The organism is Campylobacter sp. CFSAN093227, assembly GCF_012897855.1.
In the GTDB taxonomy this organism is placed as follows: domain Bacteria; phylum Campylobacterota; class Campylobacteria; order Campylobacterales; family Campylobacteraceae; genus Campylobacter_D; species Campylobacter_D jejuni.
The window spans coordinates 1,448,255-1,467,967 of sequence record NZ_CP040610.1; the positions used below are offsets into that span (position 1 = coordinate 1,448,255).

The window sequence follows — 19,713 nt, forward strand, 5'->3', positions numbered from 1 at the left end:
TAGGTTTCCTTAAATTTTATCTATTTTTAGTGATATTTTGTCATCTTTTTCGCTAAATTGATACAACAAATCCTCACAAGGATAAGAGATACATTTTTCTTTATAATCTTTTTTTAGATTTTGTTTTATTTTTTCTAACATTAAAGGAAGTTCTTTTTTAATCAAAAGTTTTACTGGAATTCCCATGCCATGATTTAAGTTTTTAATAAATTTTCCATCAACTTGAGATTCTTTAGTAACAGAACACAAAGTTGCATCAAAGCCAAGTTTCTCAAGCTCTTCATAAAGCATAGTTTTTTCTTTTAAAGAAACATACTCATCATATAACGAATGATAACTTATAAAGCAAGTTTTTAAATATTTTGATTGTTCTAAAAGATGATCTTCCTCTAAAAGATTTCGAATTTTTCTTCTTGCGGGAGAAAAAAAACAAGGCGATGAAGAATTACTTGTCCAAAAAGTTTTTGTCGAACAATGTGTTTTAATATGATGAAAAAAATCAAAAGTAGCAAATTCGCTATACTGCATAAAATCTATTTCCTTTCCAAAACCTACAACTCTCCATAAAAACTTAGCGTATGCAGAATTATCCAACACTCCATCTATTAACCAAGGTGCAATCTTAGCCGCCAAATGTGCTAAATATCCCCCGTGAGAACTACCTATCATAATAACTGGTATACCCCCCCCCATAGTATCAAAAGGAGCATGTTTTTTAAGGTAAAGTGTGACATTTAAAAGATCTTGAGCTTGCATAATCCCAAAATTTTGATATTCGTTTTTTGCAGGTTGTAAACTCACATGTAAATTTAAAAAATAATTTGGTGTAAAATTACCTTTTTGCTTGCCTTCAACTATTTGATTATTTACAAAATGAAAAATCTCACTCATTTGTTTATAGTCTTGAATTTTATCAACATCATAAGGAAGCTTGATATCCGCAGCTTCACAACTTACTTTTAAAATAAGCTTGTCTATATCATCTAAATAAAAAGTTGATCCAGTTTGAGGACGATTACCAATACAATGATAATTTACTCCAACTACAGCAGTATTAAATTGCCTTACCATATAATCACCAACATATTGGATCGATGATATATCATCGCCCATACCTTGCACCACAAACACCAAGGCTTCAGGTGTTTTTTCATCATCATACCAAAGCTTAAATTCAAGCTTTGATTCTCTTTTTATATCAAGTTCTACATCATCACAAGAGTCAATCTCATAAGTTTTACTCACTATCATTACATTCCCCCTATTAAAAGATAAGTTTTACTCGCTAGGTTTTTAAAATTTTCATTCTTACTTAAGATCACACAAGCTTTATTACTAGAAGAGCTTGTAAAGTCTATATTTTCTAAATCTTCATGGCTTTGATTGGCTGCGTTAATGATAGCATTTTTACTTGCTTCATTGCTTGAAATTCCCATGAGTATAAAATCAGCTTTATTTATAAAAAGAAGTTTTAAGCATTCTTTATCATCGCCTACGCGAAAATTTACTTCTTTTGTGCCATTAAAATTGCCAAGATCGACATTTTCAACCCCACTTACATTACTCATCGTTTTTATAGAGCTTAAATGATCATTTTTTAAAGTATAAATACTTATATCATTAATCAAAGTTTTAAGGTTATTTAAAGACTTACTAACTTCAGCTTCATCCTTGCTTGAACTCATTTTTGGTAAAGCAATAGCGGCTAAAATTCCTAAAATAACAATCACAAAAACAAGTTCTAATATGGTAAAAGCTTTTTTCATCTATATCCTTGAAAAATTTTTATTTTTAGGGCTTAAAATATCTTCTTCTATGCTTACAAATTCCTTTTTTTCATAAGCATCAACCGCAGCTCTTGCTATCATCAAAGCATTATCAGAGCAGAATTTTAAAGGAGCTAGTTTTAAATTTGTATTATATTTTTGACATAAATTTTGCAAACGCGAACGCAAGTTAAGATTTGCACTAGCTCCACCTACAACGCCAAAATTTTTAAATTTATAAAGATTAAAAATTTTTTCTAATTTATCCATGATATGATCACAAGCTGTATTTTCAAAGGCATAAGCTATTTCTGCTTTTGTGTCTTCATTTAAATTTTCATGCTTTAAAATTTCCAAACGCACTGCATTTTTAAGCCCTGAAAAACTATAAGCGAGTTCTTTAGAATGCTTTAAAGGTATATTAAAAGAGATATTTTTAAGTTTGGCGTTTTTTGCTAAATTTTCTATGATGACCCCACCAGGATAACCTAAATTCATCATTTTAGCCACTTTATCAAAACTTTCTCCAAAGCTATCATCATTTGTACTTGCTAAAAGCTCTAAGCTTGCATCATCTTTAAGATAAAGCACCATGGTATGCCCACCACTAACAAGCAAAATTCCCATATCTAAAGAAATTTTTTCTTCCAAAAAAAGACTATAAATATGACCTTTAAGATGATTTATAGGGATTAAGGGTAAATTTAGCGCACTTGCTAAGGTTTTTGCCATAGAAATTCCACTGAGCAAAGAAACACTAAGTCCAGGTTCATTTGTCACAGCTATGGCACAAAGATTTTTAAAATGCTCTTTGCATTGCTTAAGTATCTTTGGTAAAGCCTCGCTATGAAGTCTTGCAGCAAGTTCAGGTACCACTCCCCCATAGATACTATGATCTAATTCTTGGGAAATTTTTTTATGAAATTTACATTCTAAGGTATTTTTATCAATGATAGCTATAGAACTATCATCACAAGAACTTTCTATAGCTAGGATAAGATTTTTCATTCAAATTCCACTAAAATAGAACCTAAGAATTTATCTTTTGATCTTGCCATTTTAAGAGTGTTTAAATCCAAATTTTTAGCATTTTTGATCAACTTGCTATTGGTATTTGCTTCTAAAAGTTGTTGCAAATTCGCCCCCCTTAACTCATAAAATTCCACTCTATAAATTTTACCTGCCATATCTAAAGAATATTGTGTTTGCATATTTTTTTTATGAACTAAAATACCACTTTCATCTTTTGAGTGATCAAAGCCTATGATATTTACGCGCACATTAGCTATCTTTGGAATAAGAAAATTCTCTTTTACTTTCACCTTGGTTCCAAAAGGAACGGTGGTTTCATTGCCATCAACTTGAAAAGTTACTTCATTAAAAGCATCGCTAAATTCTAAATACTCAGGATATAATCTTGTTTGAAAACGATTGCCATATTGGATATAAAAAGAATTTCCTTCTGCGATAACAGCCGTAAGTTCATTGCTTGTGTTATAATTTAACTCTTTATTTACCGGAAAAGGCACATAGTTGATAATCTTTCTTGGATTTTTTAAAGAAAGTAAAATTCTATCATTAAAAAGCTTCACTTCAAGCTCTCGGTTTATGGCTTTATCAACCCCTTGTGGAGTGAGTTCAAAATCTCTGCTAAATTCAATTCCTGCGGTTTTTAAATAATTTTCAATTGCCAAAAGATGATAATAAGCTCTTAAATTTACAGGCAGATTTTTACTTGCTTCATTTGCAAAAGCGGCTTTGTGATTTGAAATCACAAAATAAGTTAAAGCTTTAAGCATTTCCGTATCGCCAAGCTCTTGGGTTTTGGTGTTTTTAAGATGATAAGCATGCTTTGGATCAGCAAGTGAAGAATTGACACTATTTACGGTTTGAGTGGCGATATTTTCAAGATCAGGGTATTTGCTTGCATTGATTTCACTTGTGTCAATCACGCTTGAATTTCCCCAACGCTTAGGATTTTGCATCGCATCGATATAAGTAGGTTTATAAAAACCCCAACCATCGTGAAGATTGATCACCATACTAACTTCAGGAAGTAAAATAAGCTCTTTAATGCGTTGCACGGTTTTATAATCAGGATCCTTTGGGCTAATGCTTGCAAATTTACGGTTTAAATCCCCATTATTCCCACGCGAACGCTTGATAATGCTATCAAAAGCTAAATTTGGAGCCACTATAATCTTACCCTTGGTGATATTATAATCACTCAAAAGCAAACTTGCCGCATGAAATCCACCAGGCTCATCACCTTGAATTCCACCAAAAATTAAAACTGTATTATTATCATCTAGACTTTTTCCATTTTCTCCTACGCTAAAATCTAGCTCTAAAGCAAAAATGCTTGTTATAAAAAATAAAATTGTTAAAAAAATTTTCATTTTAACTCCTTAAATACTCTCTTGTTTTAAAATCATACTCAAAAACCTCTTCTATACTTGAAATTTTAGGCACTCCAAAATGATCAAGGGCTTTAAAAATGCATTTAGTGATATCTAAAAATCCACTTTTATTTTCTAAAAAATTATAAACACCAACTTCATTAGCAGCATTGATGATAACACCTAAATTTGGCTCTTTTAAAAATGTATTTTTAAGCTTAAAAATAGGATATTTTTTTGTGCTGATTGGATGAAATTTTAAAGCAGGTATTTTACTAAAATCAACAGCCTCTAAAATAGGCGTATCTTGTTTTTCAAATATAGCATCTGAAATAGCTAGTTTCATATCTGCTTTTGAAAAATACGCCGTGCTAGCTCCATTTTTAAATTCACACATTGCATGCACTAAAGATCTTGGTTCTATTAAAGCATCAATTTCTTTAAAATCATATAAATGATAAGCCTCTATAATCTCAAAAAGCTTATTTGCCATAGTCGCACTATCTATAGTGATCTTTGCTCCCATGTTCCAATTAGGATGTTTTAAAGCATCTTTGACACTGACTTGATTTAAATCTTTGATTTTATACTTATAAAAAGCTCCGCCGCTTGCTGTGATATAAAGTTTTGCTATATTTTTTTTACCTTCGAGTAAAAATTTTAAAGCTGCATGCTCACTATCAACGGGTAAAAATTTAGCCCCTTTCAAAAAACTCCCAGCTACTACAAGACTTTCTTTGTTAGCTAAAGCTATGTTTTTGCCAAGCTCTTTAGCCTTTAAAGTGCTTTTAAGTCCTGCAAAACCTACAATGGCATTGAGTAAAAGTTTGTCTTGACATTCTGTTAAAATTTGCTCTAAACCTTCTTGCCCTATAAAAACTCTATTGTGTTTAACTAAATGCTTATTTTTTGAATCTTTTATGGCAACAAATTTGGGTTTAAACCTTGCGATTTGCTCATTTAAAAGAGCGATGTTATCCCCACAAGCTAAAGCAGAAATGGGAATGTTTTTTAAAGCAGCAAGTTTAAGAGCATTTACTCCTATACTGCCCGTACTTCCAAAAAGTATCATAAAAGAGCAACCATCACAAAAGCAGCAATGATCACCGCATCGATCCTATCGAGCACGCCCCCATGACCAGGGATAAGATCTCCACTATCTTTTACACCTGCTTCTCTTTTAAAATAACTCTCAAGCAAATCTCCAATCACTGCAAAAATCGCTACAAAAAACGAACAAAGCAAAGAAAGCCAAAAACTATAAACAAAAACCCCCAAAATAGTTCCAATAACACTCGCACAAATCAAGCCACCTATAACACCTTCTAAGGTTTTGTTTGGACTTGTTGGAGAAAAAGGAGTTTTACCCATAAGTTTTCCGATAAAATACGCCCCACTATCACAAGCTGCAACGATAATGATAAGCCAAAAAAGTGCAAACATACCCTGATCTAAATACACTTGCCAAAGTGCTAAAATAGGCAAACTAGGATAAATATAAATAAGAGCTGGTTTTAAGGAAGCCTTTTTATAAACCAAATATCCAACGACTAATAACAAAGCTAAAATCCCAAAAAGCAAAGCTTTATGCGATAAACTTCCCAAAATAAAAGCTATAGCCAAAGGGATAATAGAGATATTTTCTAAAGCAAAAAGTTTTTTTGCTTCACTAAAAGATAGATACAATAAAACCGCAAAAACGATAAAATTGATAAAAAATTGATCAATCAACGCGATAATAATAATAGCCCCTATCATCACAAGAGCTGAAATAATTCTAGTTGTATTAAACATATTTTTCCTTATATACTAATATCTAAGCGATGAATGCTTTGTGCGTCTTTAAAATTTGGATCTTTAGACTCATCTTCTTCATTTTTCTCATCATCGCTGGTTTTAGCTTCTTGATTGTGTTTTTTCTTTTTTTCTTCTTGTTCGGCTTTTTCTTTGATCTCTTCTTTGATTTCATGAGTCTCATTGACTTTTTCAAGCTTGTTTAAAGTTTTTTCTTTTTCATTAAATTCAGCCATATTTAGCGTAGCTGCAAAACCTTCTTTTGCAAGCTCATTGCTTGCTTGTGTAGCTGGATAAGCCATATTCTGATTTATATAATTGATATTTCCTAAAGGGCTAACTGGCATTTTAATCCTTTGTGATATTAATACTTTTAAAATTTGTATAATTTACAAACGCCTTTTGCTGAACCTTGACAAAATTTTTTAAGGTATAATCGACCCAATACGAACCTTTCTTTAACTTAGAAAAGCTTACACAAAGCCTTGCAGCAAATTCTATCACATCGAGGCTGATTTTTTGCTTGTTTGATACAATCAAAGTATGTGCGCTAGGAATATCCCTTACATGAAGCCACAAATCATCTTTTTTAGCATTTTTAAGTAAAAATTCATTGCCTTTTTCATTTTTACCCACGCAAATTTTAAACTCGTTAAAATAAAAATTTGCCACAAGATCTTCTTGTTTATGATCTTGATTTTTTTTGCTATTTTTTTTAGGTAGTAAAATTTCAAGCTCTATCTCACTCTTAGCTTGAAGCAATAATTCTTTCAAACTCAAGGTAAAATCTAACTTTTCTTTTAAATTTTGTCTTTGTATGTTTAAATTTTTAGCTTTTTGTTCTAATTTTTTAGCATTTTTATAATATAAATTAGCGCTTTGCTTAGGATTAAATTCAAGCTTAAATTCAAGCTCTTTGCCTTCAAAATCATCAAGCTTAAATTCCCTTTCATAATCTTTTAAAACACTCAAATTTGCAAACAATACATCAGCCCTTTTTCTGTATTCTAAAGCTTTTAAGAGTAAAGAATTTTCTTCATCTAAACTAGAAAAAAGTTCTTGTAAATTTTGTATTTTTTTATCCACTTGTGCAAGTTTTAAATTTTTTATTTGTTTGATTTTACTCTCATAAATGCTTGTAAATTTGCGAGAAAAATAATCTGCAAAGTCTTTGATTTCCTCAAAATTTTCATCCATTTTATAAGGCTTTAAAGACTCTAAAATCACATTAGGTTTTACAACACGATAACTTTTATCAATGTGTCTTAAAGCCTCTATGATCAAATCTTTTTCATCTGTAAGAATAACATTGGTATTTTTACCCGTAAATTCAAAATAAATTTTGCTCTCATAGCTTTTATAAGCCTTATTAGCTTTTACACTAAAACATAAAATACGATTGCCTTCAAGGACTTTAACTTCCTTTATAAAAGCATTGCTAAAATACTTTTTAAGCATAAAATCAAAAGGTGCATTATAATTTTTTGCATTAAATTTAGCTGTATAAATCGCACTCATTGCACGAGTAAGATCAAAAATAAATCTTTCTCTATCAAAGCTTAATTCCAAAATATTGTCATTGATACGCTTGATAAAATCGATTTTTTTAAACCGAGAAAAAAAAGTTTGTAATTGTAAAAGTTCTGTGTATTTCATAAAAGAAATTATAAAATATTTTGGCGAATTTTGTGGTAGAATTACATTAAAAAGGAAATTTGTGCAGCTTAATGAGCTAAATTGCGTGATTTTATGTGGTGGTAAATCTAGCCGTATGGGACAAGATAAAAGCAAATTGATTCTTAAAAATCAAAATTTAACTCAATTTCAAGTAGATAAATTTTCTAAAATTTTTAAAAATGTCTATGTGAGCGCGAAAGAAGACAAATTTGAAAACCATTTTAGCTTGATAAAAGATTCTTTAGAATTTGAAGTTTACTCTCCTATGCTTGCGCTTTACTCTATACTTTCAAATTTTAAAAATGAATTTGTTTTTGTTTTAAGTGTAGATAGTCCTAAAGTAGGTGAAAATGAACTTTTAAAAATGCTTCCTTTTTTAGAACAAAACTATAAAATAATCATAGCAAAAACCCCTTTGCATAAACATCCCCTATGTGGCTTTTATCACAGCTCTTTAGCTCAAACTTGTAAAAATTTCTTAGAAAAAAATGAACAAAAAATAGGACTTTTATTTTCTGAGATTAAAACCAAATTTGTAGAATTTGAAGATGAAGATGCTTTTTTAAATCTTAATTTTTATGAAGAATATGAAAAATTTAAAAGCAAGTTAAAATGAGAAAAATTGCTTTATTTTTAAGCTTATGCGTTTTTATATGGGCTAGTGATTTACAACAAGCTTTAGAGTATGAAAAACAAGGCGATTATAAAAAAGCTATGGAAATTTACAAAAAACTCGCTTTAAAAAATTCATCTGTTTTGATTTCTCAAGAACAAAATAACTCAAGCGAAGCAACACAAATGCAAAATTCTATCACTATAAAAAAAGAAGAAAAACAAGACTTTTCTCGCTTAGCTTTGGCTAATTATCTTGGTGAAAATGAAAGTTTTAATCCCCTTGGCATTAGCTCTTATAAGATGAATTATTTTTTACCTTTTGCTTATAGTTTTAATTCTTTAGGAACAAATAATAATAAGAGTGAGGCGAAATTTCAACTTAGTGTTAAAAAAAGACTTTTTGAAAATTTACTAGGACTAGATGAAAAATATTATATAGCCTATACTCAAACTTCTTGGTGGCAAATTTATAAGCATTCTTCTCCTTTTAGAGAAACCAACTATCAACCAGAATTTTTTATAGATCTTCCTTTATATCTTAAAGATTATGAATTTTTTAACAATCTACGCGTAGGTATATTGCATGAAAGCAATGGCAAGGGAGATGAGAATTTACAATCTCGCTCATGGAATAGAATTTATGTATCTACTGCTATTTTATATAATAAATTTTTATTTGTTCCACGCCTTTGGTATAGAATTCCTGAAAACAAAAAAGATGATGATAATCCTGCCATCTTGCATTATATGGGAAATTTTGATGTGAATTTAGCGTATTTAGGTGATGATTATTTTATCAATCTTATGCTAAGAAATAATCTTAAATTCCACAATAATAAAGGCGCTATACAAGTTGATCTAGGATATGATATTTTTAATAACGGAATTTATTGGTATTTACAATACTTTAATGGCTATGGAGAAAGCCTTATAGACTATAACAAACACTTACAAAGACTTTCCACTGGATTTTTGATTTCTTACTAAAATATCCTTTGTAGTTTTATCATTTCTTAAAACAATTTTCATTACAATTTCATTTTTGATAATTATTATTACTATAAGGAAAGATTTGTTTTTTAAGCATATATTGAGTTTAAAAGTGCTTATAGCTTTACTTTTATTCTTTGGAATGATAAGTTTATTTATAGGAGTTATCAGTATCAATGTAAAAGATATCCTTAATCTTAACTCCACTCAACTAGAAATCATAACCCTTACAAGAATTCCTAGACTTATAGCGATTTTACTCACAGGAATGAGTCTTAGTATATGCGGGCTTATCATGCAACAACTCACGCAAAATAAATTCGTTTCTCCAACTACGGCAGGAACTATGGATTGTGCTAAATTTGGCATACTTATTTCTTTAATATTTTTTACTGGAGCATCTTTTTTCATTCAAGCTATCATTGCTTCTATATTTGCACTTTTGGGTTCTTTTATATTTATCCAAATTTTAAGAAAAATCAAACTCAAAGATGTGATTTTTGTACCTTTGATAGGCTTGATGTTTGGAGGCATTATTAGTGCTATAACCACTTTTTTTGCCTATGCTTTAAATTATATACAAAATATCCAAGGCTGGCTACAAGGCAGTATGGCAAATGTTATGCAGGGAAATTATGAATTACTTTACATTTCTTTGCCACTTTTTATACTTGCTTATTTTTTAGCTCACAAAATCACCATAGTTGGCATGGGTGAAGATATAGCTTTAAATCTTGGAATTTCTTATAATGGGATATTATTTTTAGGCTTGATGATTGTAAGCATTATCACTAGTTTAGTGATTGTAAGCGTTGGGATTATCCCTTTTTTAGGGCTAATTATCCCAAATTTAGTAGCTCTTTATCTAGGTGATAATCTTAGAAAAAATCTTATCTATATAGCACTTTGTGGAGCTTTGTTTTTACTTGTTTGCGATATCATTTCAAGACTTGTCATCTTTCCTTTTGAAATGCCTTTAAGCATCACTACAGGTGTTTTAGGATCTTTAATCTTTATCTTTCTTTTGCTAAAAAGGAAAGTTTATGCGTAAAAAAATGCTAATTTTAAGCTTTTTAACACTTGGTATGATAGGGATTTTTATACTTGTGGGTTTAAATGGCTTTGATGAGTATGCTTTAAAAAGTCGTTTTTTACAAATTGCAGCTATTATCATAGTAGCTATTTGTATCGCTGTTTCAACAGTGATTTTTCAAACTTTATGCAATAACAAAATTCTAACCCCTGCTATCATAGGATTAGATTCTTTATATATGTTGCTTCAAAGTGCTCTTATCTTTTCTTTTGGTGCGGCTAATTTAAGTGTTTATAAAAACGATATCAATTTTTTAATCACTCTAGTTTGTATGGTGGTTTTTTCACTAGGACTTTATAAAATTTTATTTAGTAGCGATAGAAGTATTTATCTTATCATGCTTTTAGGTTTAGTTTTTGGAACACTTTTTAGCACTTTAAGCTCTTTTTTTGAAGTGCTAATCGACCCTGATGAATTCATGGTAATACAAGGAAGAATGTTTGCTAGTTTTGATAATATTGCTTTTGATGTTTTAATTCTTGCTTATATTATTAGCTTTTTAAGTTTTATATGGATTTTTCGCTATATGAAATTTTTAGATCCTTTAAATTTAGGCAAAGATTTAGCGATAAATTTAGGGATAAATTATCAAAAAATTTCAAAACAATTAATGATTATCATAGCTATTTTAACTTCTATTAGCACCGCACTTGTAGGTCCTATAACCTTTTTAGGGCTTTTGGTGGTAAATATCACTTATGAACTATTTAAAACTGCAAAGCATAGTATTTTGCTAAGCGCTTGTATACTTATTAGTATTTTGGCTTTACTTGGAGGGGTGTTTTTTGTCTCTAGAGTTTTTGATTATAATGCCACTATAAGCGTGGTTATTAATTTCTTAGGTGGGATATATTTTATCTATCTTGTATTAAAGGGTAATAAATTATGATTAAACTAAAAAATATCACCAAATTTTATGATAATAAAGTCATTATTTCAGATCTTAGCCTTGATTTTCATAAAGGCAAAATCACTTCTATAATAGGAGCCAATGGCGCTGGAAAATCCACTCTTTTAGCTCTAGCAAGTCGTTTGATAAAACCTAGTAGTGGAGAAATTTATATCGATGGAATGAATTTAAAAAATTATAAAGAGCAAATCTTAGCACAAAAAATTTCCATTCTCAAACAACAAAACAATATCAATTTAAGATTAAAAGTTGAAGAATTAGTCGCTTTTGGGCGTTTTCCGCATTCTCAAGGAAGACTTAATACAAACGATAAAATCAAAATCAATGAAGCTTTAGAATACATGGAACTTAGCAACTTAAGAAATGAATTTTTAGATACATTAAGCGGGGGACAAAAGCAAAGAGTTTTTATAGCCATGATCATCGCTCAGGATACTGAATTTATAATGTTTGATGAACCTTTGAACAATCTTGATATGAAGCATAGCGTACAAATCATGCAACTAATGAAAAATTTAGTCAAAGACTTTAACAAAAGTATAGCTGTTGTATTACATGATATTAATTTTGCTTCGATTTATTCTGATGAAATCATAGCCTTAAAAGATGGGAAGCTTTTAAAACAAGGCTCAAAAGATGAAATCATCAATCAAGAAAATTTAAAACAAATTTATGATATGGATATACCCGTAAGTCAAATTAATGGTAAGAAAATTTGTATTTATTTTTAAAAAGGAGAAAATATGAAAAAATCTTTAGTTTTTGCATTTTTTGCATTTTTTTTAAGTCTAATCTTAACAGCTTGTAATTCAAACTCAAATGAAAACAACGCAAGTTCTACAACAAAAACCAACACTGCTACGGTGAAAGTTTTGCCTATTAGTATGAGCGATGAGGGTGATAGTTTTTTAGTGAAGGATAGTCTAGGAGAAAATAAAATCCCTAAAAATCCTTCTAAGGTAGTGATCTTAGATCTTGGAATTTTAGATACTTTTGATGCTTTAAAATTAAATGATAAAGTCGTTGGCGTTCCTGCTAAAAATTTACCAAAATACCTACAACAATTTAAAAACAAACCTAGTGTAGGTGGAGTACAACAAGTTGATTTTGAAGCCATTGATGCTTTAAAACCTGATCTTATCATCATTTCTGGACGCCAAAGTAAATTTTATGATAAGTTAAAAGAAATAGCTCCAACTTTATTTGTAGGTCTTGATAATGCAAATTTTTTAAGCTCTTTTGAAAACAATGTCTTAAGCGTTGCAAAACTTTATGGTTTAGAAAAAGAAGCTTTAGAAAAAATTTCAGATATTAAAAATGAAATTGAAAAAGCCAAAAGTATAGTTGATGAAGATAAAAAAGCTCTTATCATTCTTACAAATTCTAACAAAATTTCAGCCTTTGGTCCTCAATCTCGCTTTGGGATTATTCACGATGTTTTAGGGATTAATGCAGTAGATGAGAATATAAAAGTAGGCACACACGGAAAAAGTATCAACTCTGAATTTATATTAGAAAAAAATCCTGATTATATTTTTGTTGTTGATAGAAATGTCATCGTAGGCAACAAAGAACGCGCTCAAGGCATACTCGATAATGTGCTTGTCGCTAAAACCAAAGCAGCACAAAACAAAAAAATCATCTATCTTGATCCAGAATACTGGTATTTAGCAAGTGGAAATGGACTAGAGTCTTTAAAAACTATGATTTTAGAAATCAAAAACGCTGTAAAATAATATAACTTCGCAAGGGCTAGTCTCTTGCTTCGATACTTAATAAAATACTTGGGATTTTCAAGAAAGTTTTAGTGGCGGACAGAGAGGGATTTGAACCCTCGAGACCCGTTAAGATCTGCACCCTTAGCAGGGGTGTGGTTTCAGCCGCTCACCCATCTGTCCAATAAAGTAAAGTGTAATTATACAAAAAAATAAATAATACCTAGCTTAAAAAGCTAGGAAAAATCAAAGGCTAAGATAAGCCAAAAGCAAAGTTACAACAACCCCTACTCCAAGAACTGCAAATTGTTTACTTCTATCTTTTTTATTTGCAAACAAAGTAATCATAAGCCCTGAAATATAAAGCATAAATAAAGTAATACCAAAACCTACACTAAGCACAGAAAAATACCAAGCACCCTTATCTTTATGAAGCATAATCATATCTCCAAGCAAAGATCTTGTTTTTAAGGTAATATTGTATTCATTAGTAGAATTTTGAGTTATATTAGCACTATAATGAGTTCCACCTATTGTTATACCTTTATCTTTACTTTTAATTATATTTGTATTAGATGGCACTTTTAAACCATTTGTTTTTAAAAACTCTATTAAAGCTTCTCTTTCTTTACCACTTTCTATAACTTTTGACAATTGATACTGCTCAACTTTTAAGCCCACATCTTGATTAATACCAAAAATATACACTATACCCGTTAAAGCAAAAAGCAAAGCACAAGGCAAGAAGAACAAACTAAGATAGATATGAACCTGTCTAAACAATTTATTTTTATTGATCATTTTAACTCCTTTTTGATTATCAAAATTTGTGATATTTTGACAAAACAAAGTGAAGCAAAAGTGAATTTTAAATAAAAAGTTTATATTTTTTAAAATAAAAAAGAAAAAGCCCCATAATTTATAGGGCTTAAGAATTATTTTTTATCAATCACTTGATAATTATAAGGAGCGAGCTCTTTATCATGCTCTAAAAGTTCTTTTGGAGGATTACCATTAACATCTTTTTCATCTGCATAGTAACGCTCTCCAGCTTTATGATTATTAACATCTACTTTATAATAAAGCTCTCCTGGATTAAATTTTTGAATATCTTCAAAACCTAAATTTGAAGTTTTAAAATCTTTAATTCCATTTGCTGCGGCGATTTCTACAAGTTTAGTTTGTCCCATTCTTGCCATATCAACAGCTTGCAATAACATTCTTGAAGCTTCGCGAGGATTATGGAAACCAGTTGAGTTTTCAGCATTAACAAAATCTGCTCTCATTTGAGCTTTGCGATGAAGTTCTAAAACTTCTTTTAGTTCTTCGCTAATTTTTTTCGCATCAGCTTTTCCATCGCTTTGGAATTTTTCCATATTACCTAGTTCATCGCGTAGTTTTTTAGTATCCATAATCAAACTAACAATTGCATACTCTGCAGTTCTTTGATCATGCGCAACGCTATTTTGTATGTCAAGCACTTGAGCTTTTAAATAATCTTCGCTTTGTTTATGACAAGACTTGCAAGCAGAGTTAATATCTCTTAAAGGAGAGGTGATATTGTGTTGAGTAACCTTTTTAGCCCCTTCTCTAACATAAGGCATATGACAATCCACGCAACTTACTCCATTTGCAGCATGCACACCGCCACTATAAAGTTCACTTTCTGGGTGTTGAATTTTAATAATTTGTGCCCCTGTTAATTTATGAATAAAATCAGCTCCAAATACTCCACGAACTTTATCATAATAATCATCTAACATTTCAATTCTAAATGGTTGCCCTTTTTTCCACTCACTCCAAGGAAAAGTTAAAACTATACCATCGGTTTCAATCTCTTTAGCTTTATTACCATCTCTCCAAAATTCATACTCATCATAATTTTTCTGAGTTCCATTCCACCATTTTTTAGAACTATCATCTACAATAGTTTCACCCATTACTTTTACTTTTTCCCCTGTTGGTTTAAAATAGTATTCAACATGGCATTGAGAGCAAACTAAAGTTCTCATTTCTTCTCTTGTAGCTTTTACGCCTTGCACTGGATCTTTTTCATATCCTCTAGAAACTAAAGCATTAATAGCTGCTGGACGAGTAAGTCTTAAACTCATATCATTTGGATTGTGACAATCTGCACAAGTTACACCCATTCTTTTACCACCATGTGGACCTGCATGTTCAGGTGAATTTTCCACTATACCATCAACGGCTGGGATATTTTTAATCATAGTCCAATAATTTGTAGAGTTAAAAGCAGTAAAATCTCCTTTAGCAACATTTTTTATAAGCCATGGAGTCCATCCACTATGACAATTCATACAAGCTGCGGGCTGACCTTTAAAAGCAGCAAGGCCGTGAGCATTAAGAAAATCTTTGTTGTTTCTTGCTGTTTTCATTTGATCTACTTGAACCCAAAAATGCCCTCTTTCTTCATTGAAATCAAGACTAAAAGGATATCCTGCCCAAAGTATGGTTAATTGAGGAAAGCGAATTAATTTTGAATAAGCTAAATTACCACCAAATTCAGTAGCTTTAGGCTCTTCTTTTTCAACTGTTAAATACATTTTTAGCTGCTCTGGAAAAACCTTACCCCATTTTTCAAAATTTGGATCATCATCACTAAGCAAAGAAAAATCAGCATTTGCTGCAATGGCATTTTTATTTGCTTCATCTTCTTTTTTTTGATTGATATCATTATTTAGCCATAAAACTCCCACTATAAGTAAAACCAAAACAACAATACCCAAGCGTAAAATATTTTTTTTCATTCATCTTCTCCTTATTAAATTCCGTGTTTATGTCCAACATCTTTATGACAAGAAGCACAATTTAATGACTTGTCTGCATGTGGATTTGTTGTAGCATTGATAGCTGTTTGAGCAAAATCTGCATGACAGCGTATGCAGTTTTCTTGCACCATTTTTCTGCTTTTTTCAGTCGCACTCAAATTTGTAGGCAACTCATCAAGTTTAAAAGTAAAAGCATAAGCATGTCCTAAACCACTTTGCGCTTTAGCTATCCACTTAGCTACAAAATTATGTGGCAAATGACAATCCACACAAGTTGCTCTTGGTTCGCCTTTGACTTTTTGAGAGTGTGGTCCTGCCATGTATTCGTTATAAACTTCATTCATAATATGGCAGTTATTACAAGATTCACTTGCATTGCTTAAATAAGATGTGCCCTTAGCGTTATAAAAAGTATAAAACCCAACCGCAAAGAAAACAAAAAGCAAAACAAGAAAAATAGTAAAAAGATTCGAAGTTTTCTTCAAAATTTTCCTCCTTAAAATTATCATTTCTTAAAATCTTCAATGAAACAACAATGTCACAGAATTTCCCAGAAATAAATTTTTTAATTTTAACATAGATGAATTTAATATAATTTTAAAGATATATTTACTCTTAATTAACCTAAAAAATTTAAAACTTTTATTCAATAATTTCAAAATAAATGATAAAATACAACTAAAAAAGGAAAAATTAATGCAAACAAGTCCTGATATGTTTATCAATCGCGAACTTTCTTGGCTTCGCTTTAATTCTCGTGTTTTAGACCAATGTTCTAAAAATTTACCCTTGTTAGAAAAATTAAAATTTATAGCTATATATTGCACTAATTTAGATGAATTTTATATGATACGCGTCGCAGGCTTAAAACAACTTTTTTCAGCTGGAGTTAATGCAAGCAGTAGCGATGAAATGACACCGTTGCAACAATTAAAAGCCATACGCAAATACTTACACCAAGAAAAAGAGCTTTTGGAGCGTTATTTTAATGAAATCACAAGTGAATTAGAAAAAGAAAATCTTTTCATAAAACATTATGAGAATTTAGATGAAAATTTAAAACAAAAATGTGATGAGTATTTTTTCTCCAATATTTTTCCTGTTATTGTTCCAATAGCTGTTGATGCTACTCACCCTTTTCCGCATTTAAACAACTTATCTTTTTCACTAGCGGTTAAAATTTGCGATAAAGCGCATCCTGAACTTGTAAAATTTGGAATGATTAGAATTCCGAGAGTTTTACCTCGTTTTTATGAAGTAAGTGCAAATATTTATGTTCCTATAGAAAGTATAGTCCATCAACACGCAGAAGAAATTTTTCCAGGCTATAAACTCTTAGCTTCAGCAGCATTTAGAGTGACTAGAAATGCAGATATGGTAATAGAAGAGGAAGAAGCTGATGATTTTATGATGATTTTAGAACAAGGCTTAAAACTTCGCAGAAAAGGAGCTTTTGTAAGATTGCAAATTCAAAAAGATGCAGATGAGCAAATCGTAGAATTTCTTAATACTCACATGAAAATTTTTCATAAAGATGTTTATGAATATTCTATTTTACTCAATCTCCCTAGCCTTTGGCAAATCGCAGGAAATAAAACCTTTACGCATCTTTTAAGCCCACTTTACACGCCTAAAACTTTACCACCTTTTGATGAAAATTTATCTATTTTTGACGCTGTAGAAAAAGAAGATATACTCATCATACAACCTTTTGAAAGTTTTGATCCAGTTTATAAATTTATCAAAGAAGCAAGCAAAGATCCTGAAGTAATTTCCATAAGAATGACACTTTATAGAGTTGAAAAAAATTCCAATATAGTTCAAGCTTTAATTGATGCTGCAAATGATGGAAAACAAGTAACTGTGATGGTAGAATTAAAAGCACGCTTTGATGAAGAAAATAATCTTCATTGGGCGAAAGCTTTAGAAAATGCCGGAGCTCATGTTATTTATGGCATTACAGGTTTTAAAGTCCACGCTAAGGTTTCTCAAGTCATACGCAAACAAGGAGATAAACTTAAATTTTATATGCATTTAAGCACAGGAAATTATAATGCAAGCAGTGCTAAAATTTATACTGATGTGAGTTATTTTACAAGCAAAGCAGAATTTGCAAGAGATACGACAAGCTTTTTCCACATCTTATCGGGCTTTAGTAAAAATCGTCGCCTTCAAACTCTTTCAATGAGCCCAAATCAAATCAAAGAAAAAGTTTTAGAAATGATACGCATTGAAACAAGCAAGAAAAATGAAGGTGTGATTGTAGCTAAAATGAATTCTCTTGTGGATAGTGATATCATACAAGCGCTTTATGAAGCAAGTATGGAAGGAGTGCAAATCGATCTTATCATACGCGGAATTTGTTGCTTAAAACCTGATGAAGAATACAGCAAAAACATACGCGTTAGAAGCATCATAGGAAAATACTTAGAACATGCTAGAGTATTTTATTTTAAACATAGTGAGCCAAATTATTTTATATCGAGTGCAGATTGGATGCCAAGAAATTTAGAACGCCGTTTAGAACTTATGACTCCTATATATGATGAAAGAAGCAAAGCTAAATTAGCTCAATTTTTACGCTTGCAACTTAGTGATAATGTTTTAGCTTATAAGCTTAAAAATAATGGAGAATATGAAAAAATTCCTTCTTCTGAAAAAATCATAGATTCTCAACAAACCTTAGAAGAATATGTAAGTAAAATTTATAAAACACTTAAAAAAGATACAGATCAAAGTCGTGCAACGCACTTAGCTTCCAAACTTTTCAAAGAAAACTAAAAGTTTTTAGGGTTTTTTACTCTAAAGACTTATTTACTTGTTTGTTATAAAAAAGGGCTTTAAGATAAAGCCCTAGGAGATTTCCCATAGAAATAAACAATTATTTCTAAACTATAAAAAGATTTAGAAATGATTTTTAAGATTAAAATTTATACTTAAGTCCTACTTGACCACTTAAGTAAGTTTCATTTTTATTATCTACTTTACCTGCTAGTATTTGTTTAGCACCAAAGCCAAGATTCATACTGAGTTGATTTGTAAAATCTACATTACCCCCTACGATAATTTGTCCGTATGTTTTTTTCTTGTTGTTAGCTTCTACACTAGTAAAGAAAGCATTATTTACAGCTAGGTTAGCTGTGTAATCATCACCACTATTGATAACAAATTGTTCTATTTTTGGAGTTACAAAAATATAAGAGTTTTCATTCATATATTTTCTAAATTCAGCACCCACTTCAATACTTACAGAATTGTTTTTCATAGAATCAATATCTTTAGCAATAGCACCATTTTCTGTATGAGATGGAGTATAACTAAAATAATAATTTACTCCCGCAAAAGGTTTAATAAATAAAGTATTATCACTAAAGTCAAACACACGACCTGCATTAGCACTAAGTCCTAAGAATTTACTTGTATAATCTGAGTTATATGCACCATCTATTTGAACATTGTCTTGTTAAGTTGGAGAAACTTGAGCATAAGCTTTAAGATTAAGTTCCCATTGTGGAGCTATATTGATAGTAGAATACATACCTAATTGGAAGTTATCACTTTTTTGTTCTAGATTATTGTCTTTGATTTTAGCATTTGCATAAGTAAAATAAACACCCCATAAAACATCATCATTAGCTTGTTTATCTACACCTATAGTAGCACCATACATTGCACCACTATCTCCATCGATAATGTTAGCACCACCAAAAGCATTAGCCCAAACACTATTGGTATATTCATTTACATAGTTTGGTCTCATATCGCTATCTAAAGCAGCAAATTTAAGGCCATTCATTTTAGAAGCATAAGTTCCAAAAGGATTGTTTAACATTGCTACACGAGAACCTATAGAAACATCATTAGAAATATTCATAGTGGTATTTACTGCACTAGAAGCTGAATTTAGATTAGATACAGATTTACCTGTATTGTCTGTATCTTTTTTGATATCTAAAGCTAGTTTT

18 protein-coding genes, 1 tRNA gene and 1 pseudogene are annotated in these 19,713 nt (G+C 30.5%); 7 read left to right on the forward strand and 13 right to left on the reverse strand.

Annotated features, from left to right (window positions below):
• Positions 1–9: 9 nt before the first annotated feature.
• Genes FBF06_RS07555 through FBF06_RS07590 form a run of 8 tightly spaced genes read right to left on the reverse strand, consistent with a single transcriptional unit; the run spans position 10 to position 7,615 of the window.
• Entirely contained in the window at positions 10–1,251 is a 1,242-nt protein-coding gene (locus FBF06_RS07555; RefSeq protein ID WP_168977613.1) for a DUF2920 family protein, read from the reverse strand.
• On the reverse strand, positions 1,251–1,766 hold the full coding sequence (locus FBF06_RS07560; RefSeq protein ID WP_002875272.1) for a prepilin-type N-terminal cleavage/methylation domain-containing protein: 516 nt from the start codon (positions 1,764–1,766) through the stop codon (positions 1,251–1,253). Before FBF06_RS07560 ends, FBF06_RS07555 begins: the two co-directional genes overlap by 1 nt.
• Complete coding sequence (gene tsaD / locus FBF06_RS07565; RefSeq protein ID WP_168977614.1) at positions 1,767–2,774, reverse strand: tRNA (adenosine(37)-N6)-threonylcarbamoyltransferase complex transferase subunit TsaD; 1,008 nt, start codon at positions 2,772–2,774, stop codon at positions 1,767–1,769.
• Positions 2,771–4,165: a M99 family carboxypeptidase catalytic domain-containing protein gene (locus FBF06_RS07570; RefSeq protein WP_168977615.1), complete on the reverse strand. Its 1,395-nt coding sequence runs from the start codon at positions 4,163–4,165 to the stop codon at positions 2,771–2,773. The genes tsaD and FBF06_RS07570 overlap by 4 nt, the downstream gene beginning before the upstream one ends.
• Before the next feature lies 1 nt (position 4,166).
• Positions 4,167–5,237 (reverse strand): 1-deoxy-D-xylulose-5-phosphate reductoisomerase, encoded by a 1,071-nt coding sequence (gene dxr, locus FBF06_RS07575; RefSeq protein WP_100649657.1) that lies wholly within the window; start codon positions 5,235–5,237, stop codon positions 4,167–4,169.
• Entirely contained in the window at positions 5,234–5,959 is a 726-nt protein-coding gene (locus FBF06_RS07580) for a phosphatidate cytidylyltransferase (RefSeq protein ID WP_002834214.1), read from the reverse strand. The genes dxr and FBF06_RS07580 overlap by 4 nt, the downstream gene beginning before the upstream one ends.
• A gap of 8 nt (positions 5,960–5,967) precedes the next feature.
• Positions 5,968–6,306 (reverse strand): hypothetical protein, encoded by a 339-nt coding sequence (locus FBF06_RS07585; RefSeq protein WP_002852397.1) that lies wholly within the window; start codon positions 6,304–6,306, stop codon positions 5,968–5,970.
• 1 nt (position 6,307) lies between these two features.
• A complete protein-coding gene (locus tag FBF06_RS07590; protein ID WP_002864240.1) occupies positions 6,308–7,615 on the reverse strand; it encodes an NFACT family protein in 1,308 nt (435 codons plus the stop codon).
• A gap of 61 nt (positions 7,616–7,676) precedes the next feature.
• On the opposite strand from FBF06_RS07590, the gene FBF06_RS07595 reads away from it, so the two are divergent.
• The 6 genes from FBF06_RS07595 to ceuB all read left to right on the forward strand — a co-directional run bounded on the left by FBF06_RS07595 (position 7,677) and on the right by ceuB (position 12,980).
• Positions 7,677–8,252 carry a molybdenum cofactor guanylyltransferase gene (locus FBF06_RS07595; RefSeq protein WP_002867312.1) on the forward strand — a complete coding sequence of 192 codons (576 nt, stop codon included), beginning with the start codon at positions 7,677–7,679 and terminating at the stop codon, positions 8,250–8,252.
• Positions 8,249–9,238 (forward strand): phospholipase A, encoded by a 990-nt coding sequence (locus FBF06_RS07600; RefSeq protein ID WP_002867311.1) that lies wholly within the window; start codon positions 8,249–8,251, stop codon positions 9,236–9,238. The genes FBF06_RS07595 and FBF06_RS07600 overlap by 4 nt, the downstream gene beginning before the upstream one ends.
• 85 nt (positions 9,239–9,323) lie before the next feature.
• Positions 9,324–10,292, forward strand: coding sequence for an ABC transporter permease (locus FBF06_RS07605; protein ID WP_063668012.1), 969 nt, complete (start codon positions 9,324–9,326; stop codon positions 10,290–10,292).
• Positions 10,285–11,223 (forward strand): iron chelate uptake ABC transporter family permease subunit, encoded by a 939-nt coding sequence (locus FBF06_RS07610; protein ID WP_002867309.1) that lies wholly within the window; start codon positions 10,285–10,287, stop codon positions 11,221–11,223. The genes FBF06_RS07605 and FBF06_RS07610 overlap by 8 nt, the downstream gene beginning before the upstream one ends.
• Entirely contained in the window at positions 11,220–11,975 is a 756-nt protein-coding gene (locus FBF06_RS07615) for an ABC transporter ATP-binding protein (RefSeq protein ID WP_002896069.1), read from the forward strand. The genes FBF06_RS07610 and FBF06_RS07615 overlap by 4 nt, the downstream gene beginning before the upstream one ends.
• A 12-nt stretch (positions 11,976–11,987) precedes the next feature.
• Positions 11,988–12,980, forward strand: a complete 993-nt coding sequence (gene ceuB, locus FBF06_RS07620; protein ID WP_002867307.1) for an enterochelin ABC transporter substrate-binding protein CeuB — start codon at positions 11,988–11,990, stop codon at positions 12,978–12,980.
• A 72-nt stretch (positions 12,981–13,052) separates the two neighbouring features.
• Here ceuB and FBF06_RS07625 read toward each other — a convergent pair.
• From FBF06_RS07625 to nrfH, 4 genes are all read right to left on the reverse strand, one after another.
• A tRNA-Ser gene (locus tag FBF06_RS07625) sits at positions 13,053–13,142 on the reverse strand.
• A gap of 63 nt (positions 13,143–13,205) precedes the next feature.
• Entirely contained in the window at positions 13,206–13,760 is a 555-nt protein-coding gene (locus tag FBF06_RS07630; RefSeq protein ID WP_043012925.1) for a membrane protein, read from the reverse strand.
• 134 nt (positions 13,761–13,894) lie between these two features.
• The gene (locus FBF06_RS07635; protein ID WP_032590540.1) at positions 13,895–15,727 is read right to left on the reverse strand and encodes an ammonia-forming cytochrome c nitrite reductase subunit c552; all 1,833 of its coding nucleotides are present in this window, start codon (positions 15,725–15,727) and stop codon (positions 13,895–13,897) included.
• 14 nt (positions 15,728–15,741) lie between these two features.
• Positions 15,742–16,257 (reverse strand): cytochrome c nitrite reductase small subunit, encoded by a 516-nt coding sequence (gene nrfH, locus FBF06_RS07640; protein ID WP_010891930.1) that lies wholly within the window; start codon positions 16,255–16,257, stop codon positions 15,742–15,744.
• A 163-nt stretch (positions 16,258–16,420) separates the two neighbouring features.
• Here nrfH and FBF06_RS07645 point away from each other — a divergent pair, with 163 nt between their 5' ends.
• Positions 16,421–18,529 carry an RNA degradosome polyphosphate kinase gene (locus FBF06_RS07645; RefSeq protein WP_228589086.1) on the forward strand — a complete coding sequence of 703 codons (2,109 nt, stop codon included), beginning with the start codon at positions 16,421–16,423 and terminating at the stop codon, positions 18,527–18,529.
• 142 nt (positions 18,530–18,671) lie between these two features.
• Here FBF06_RS07645 and FBF06_RS10050 read toward each other — a convergent pair.
• Positions 18,672–19,622: pseudogene (locus FBF06_RS10050) on the reverse strand (autotransporter outer membrane beta-barrel domain-containing protein).
• Positions 19,623–19,713 lie beyond the last annotated feature (91 nt).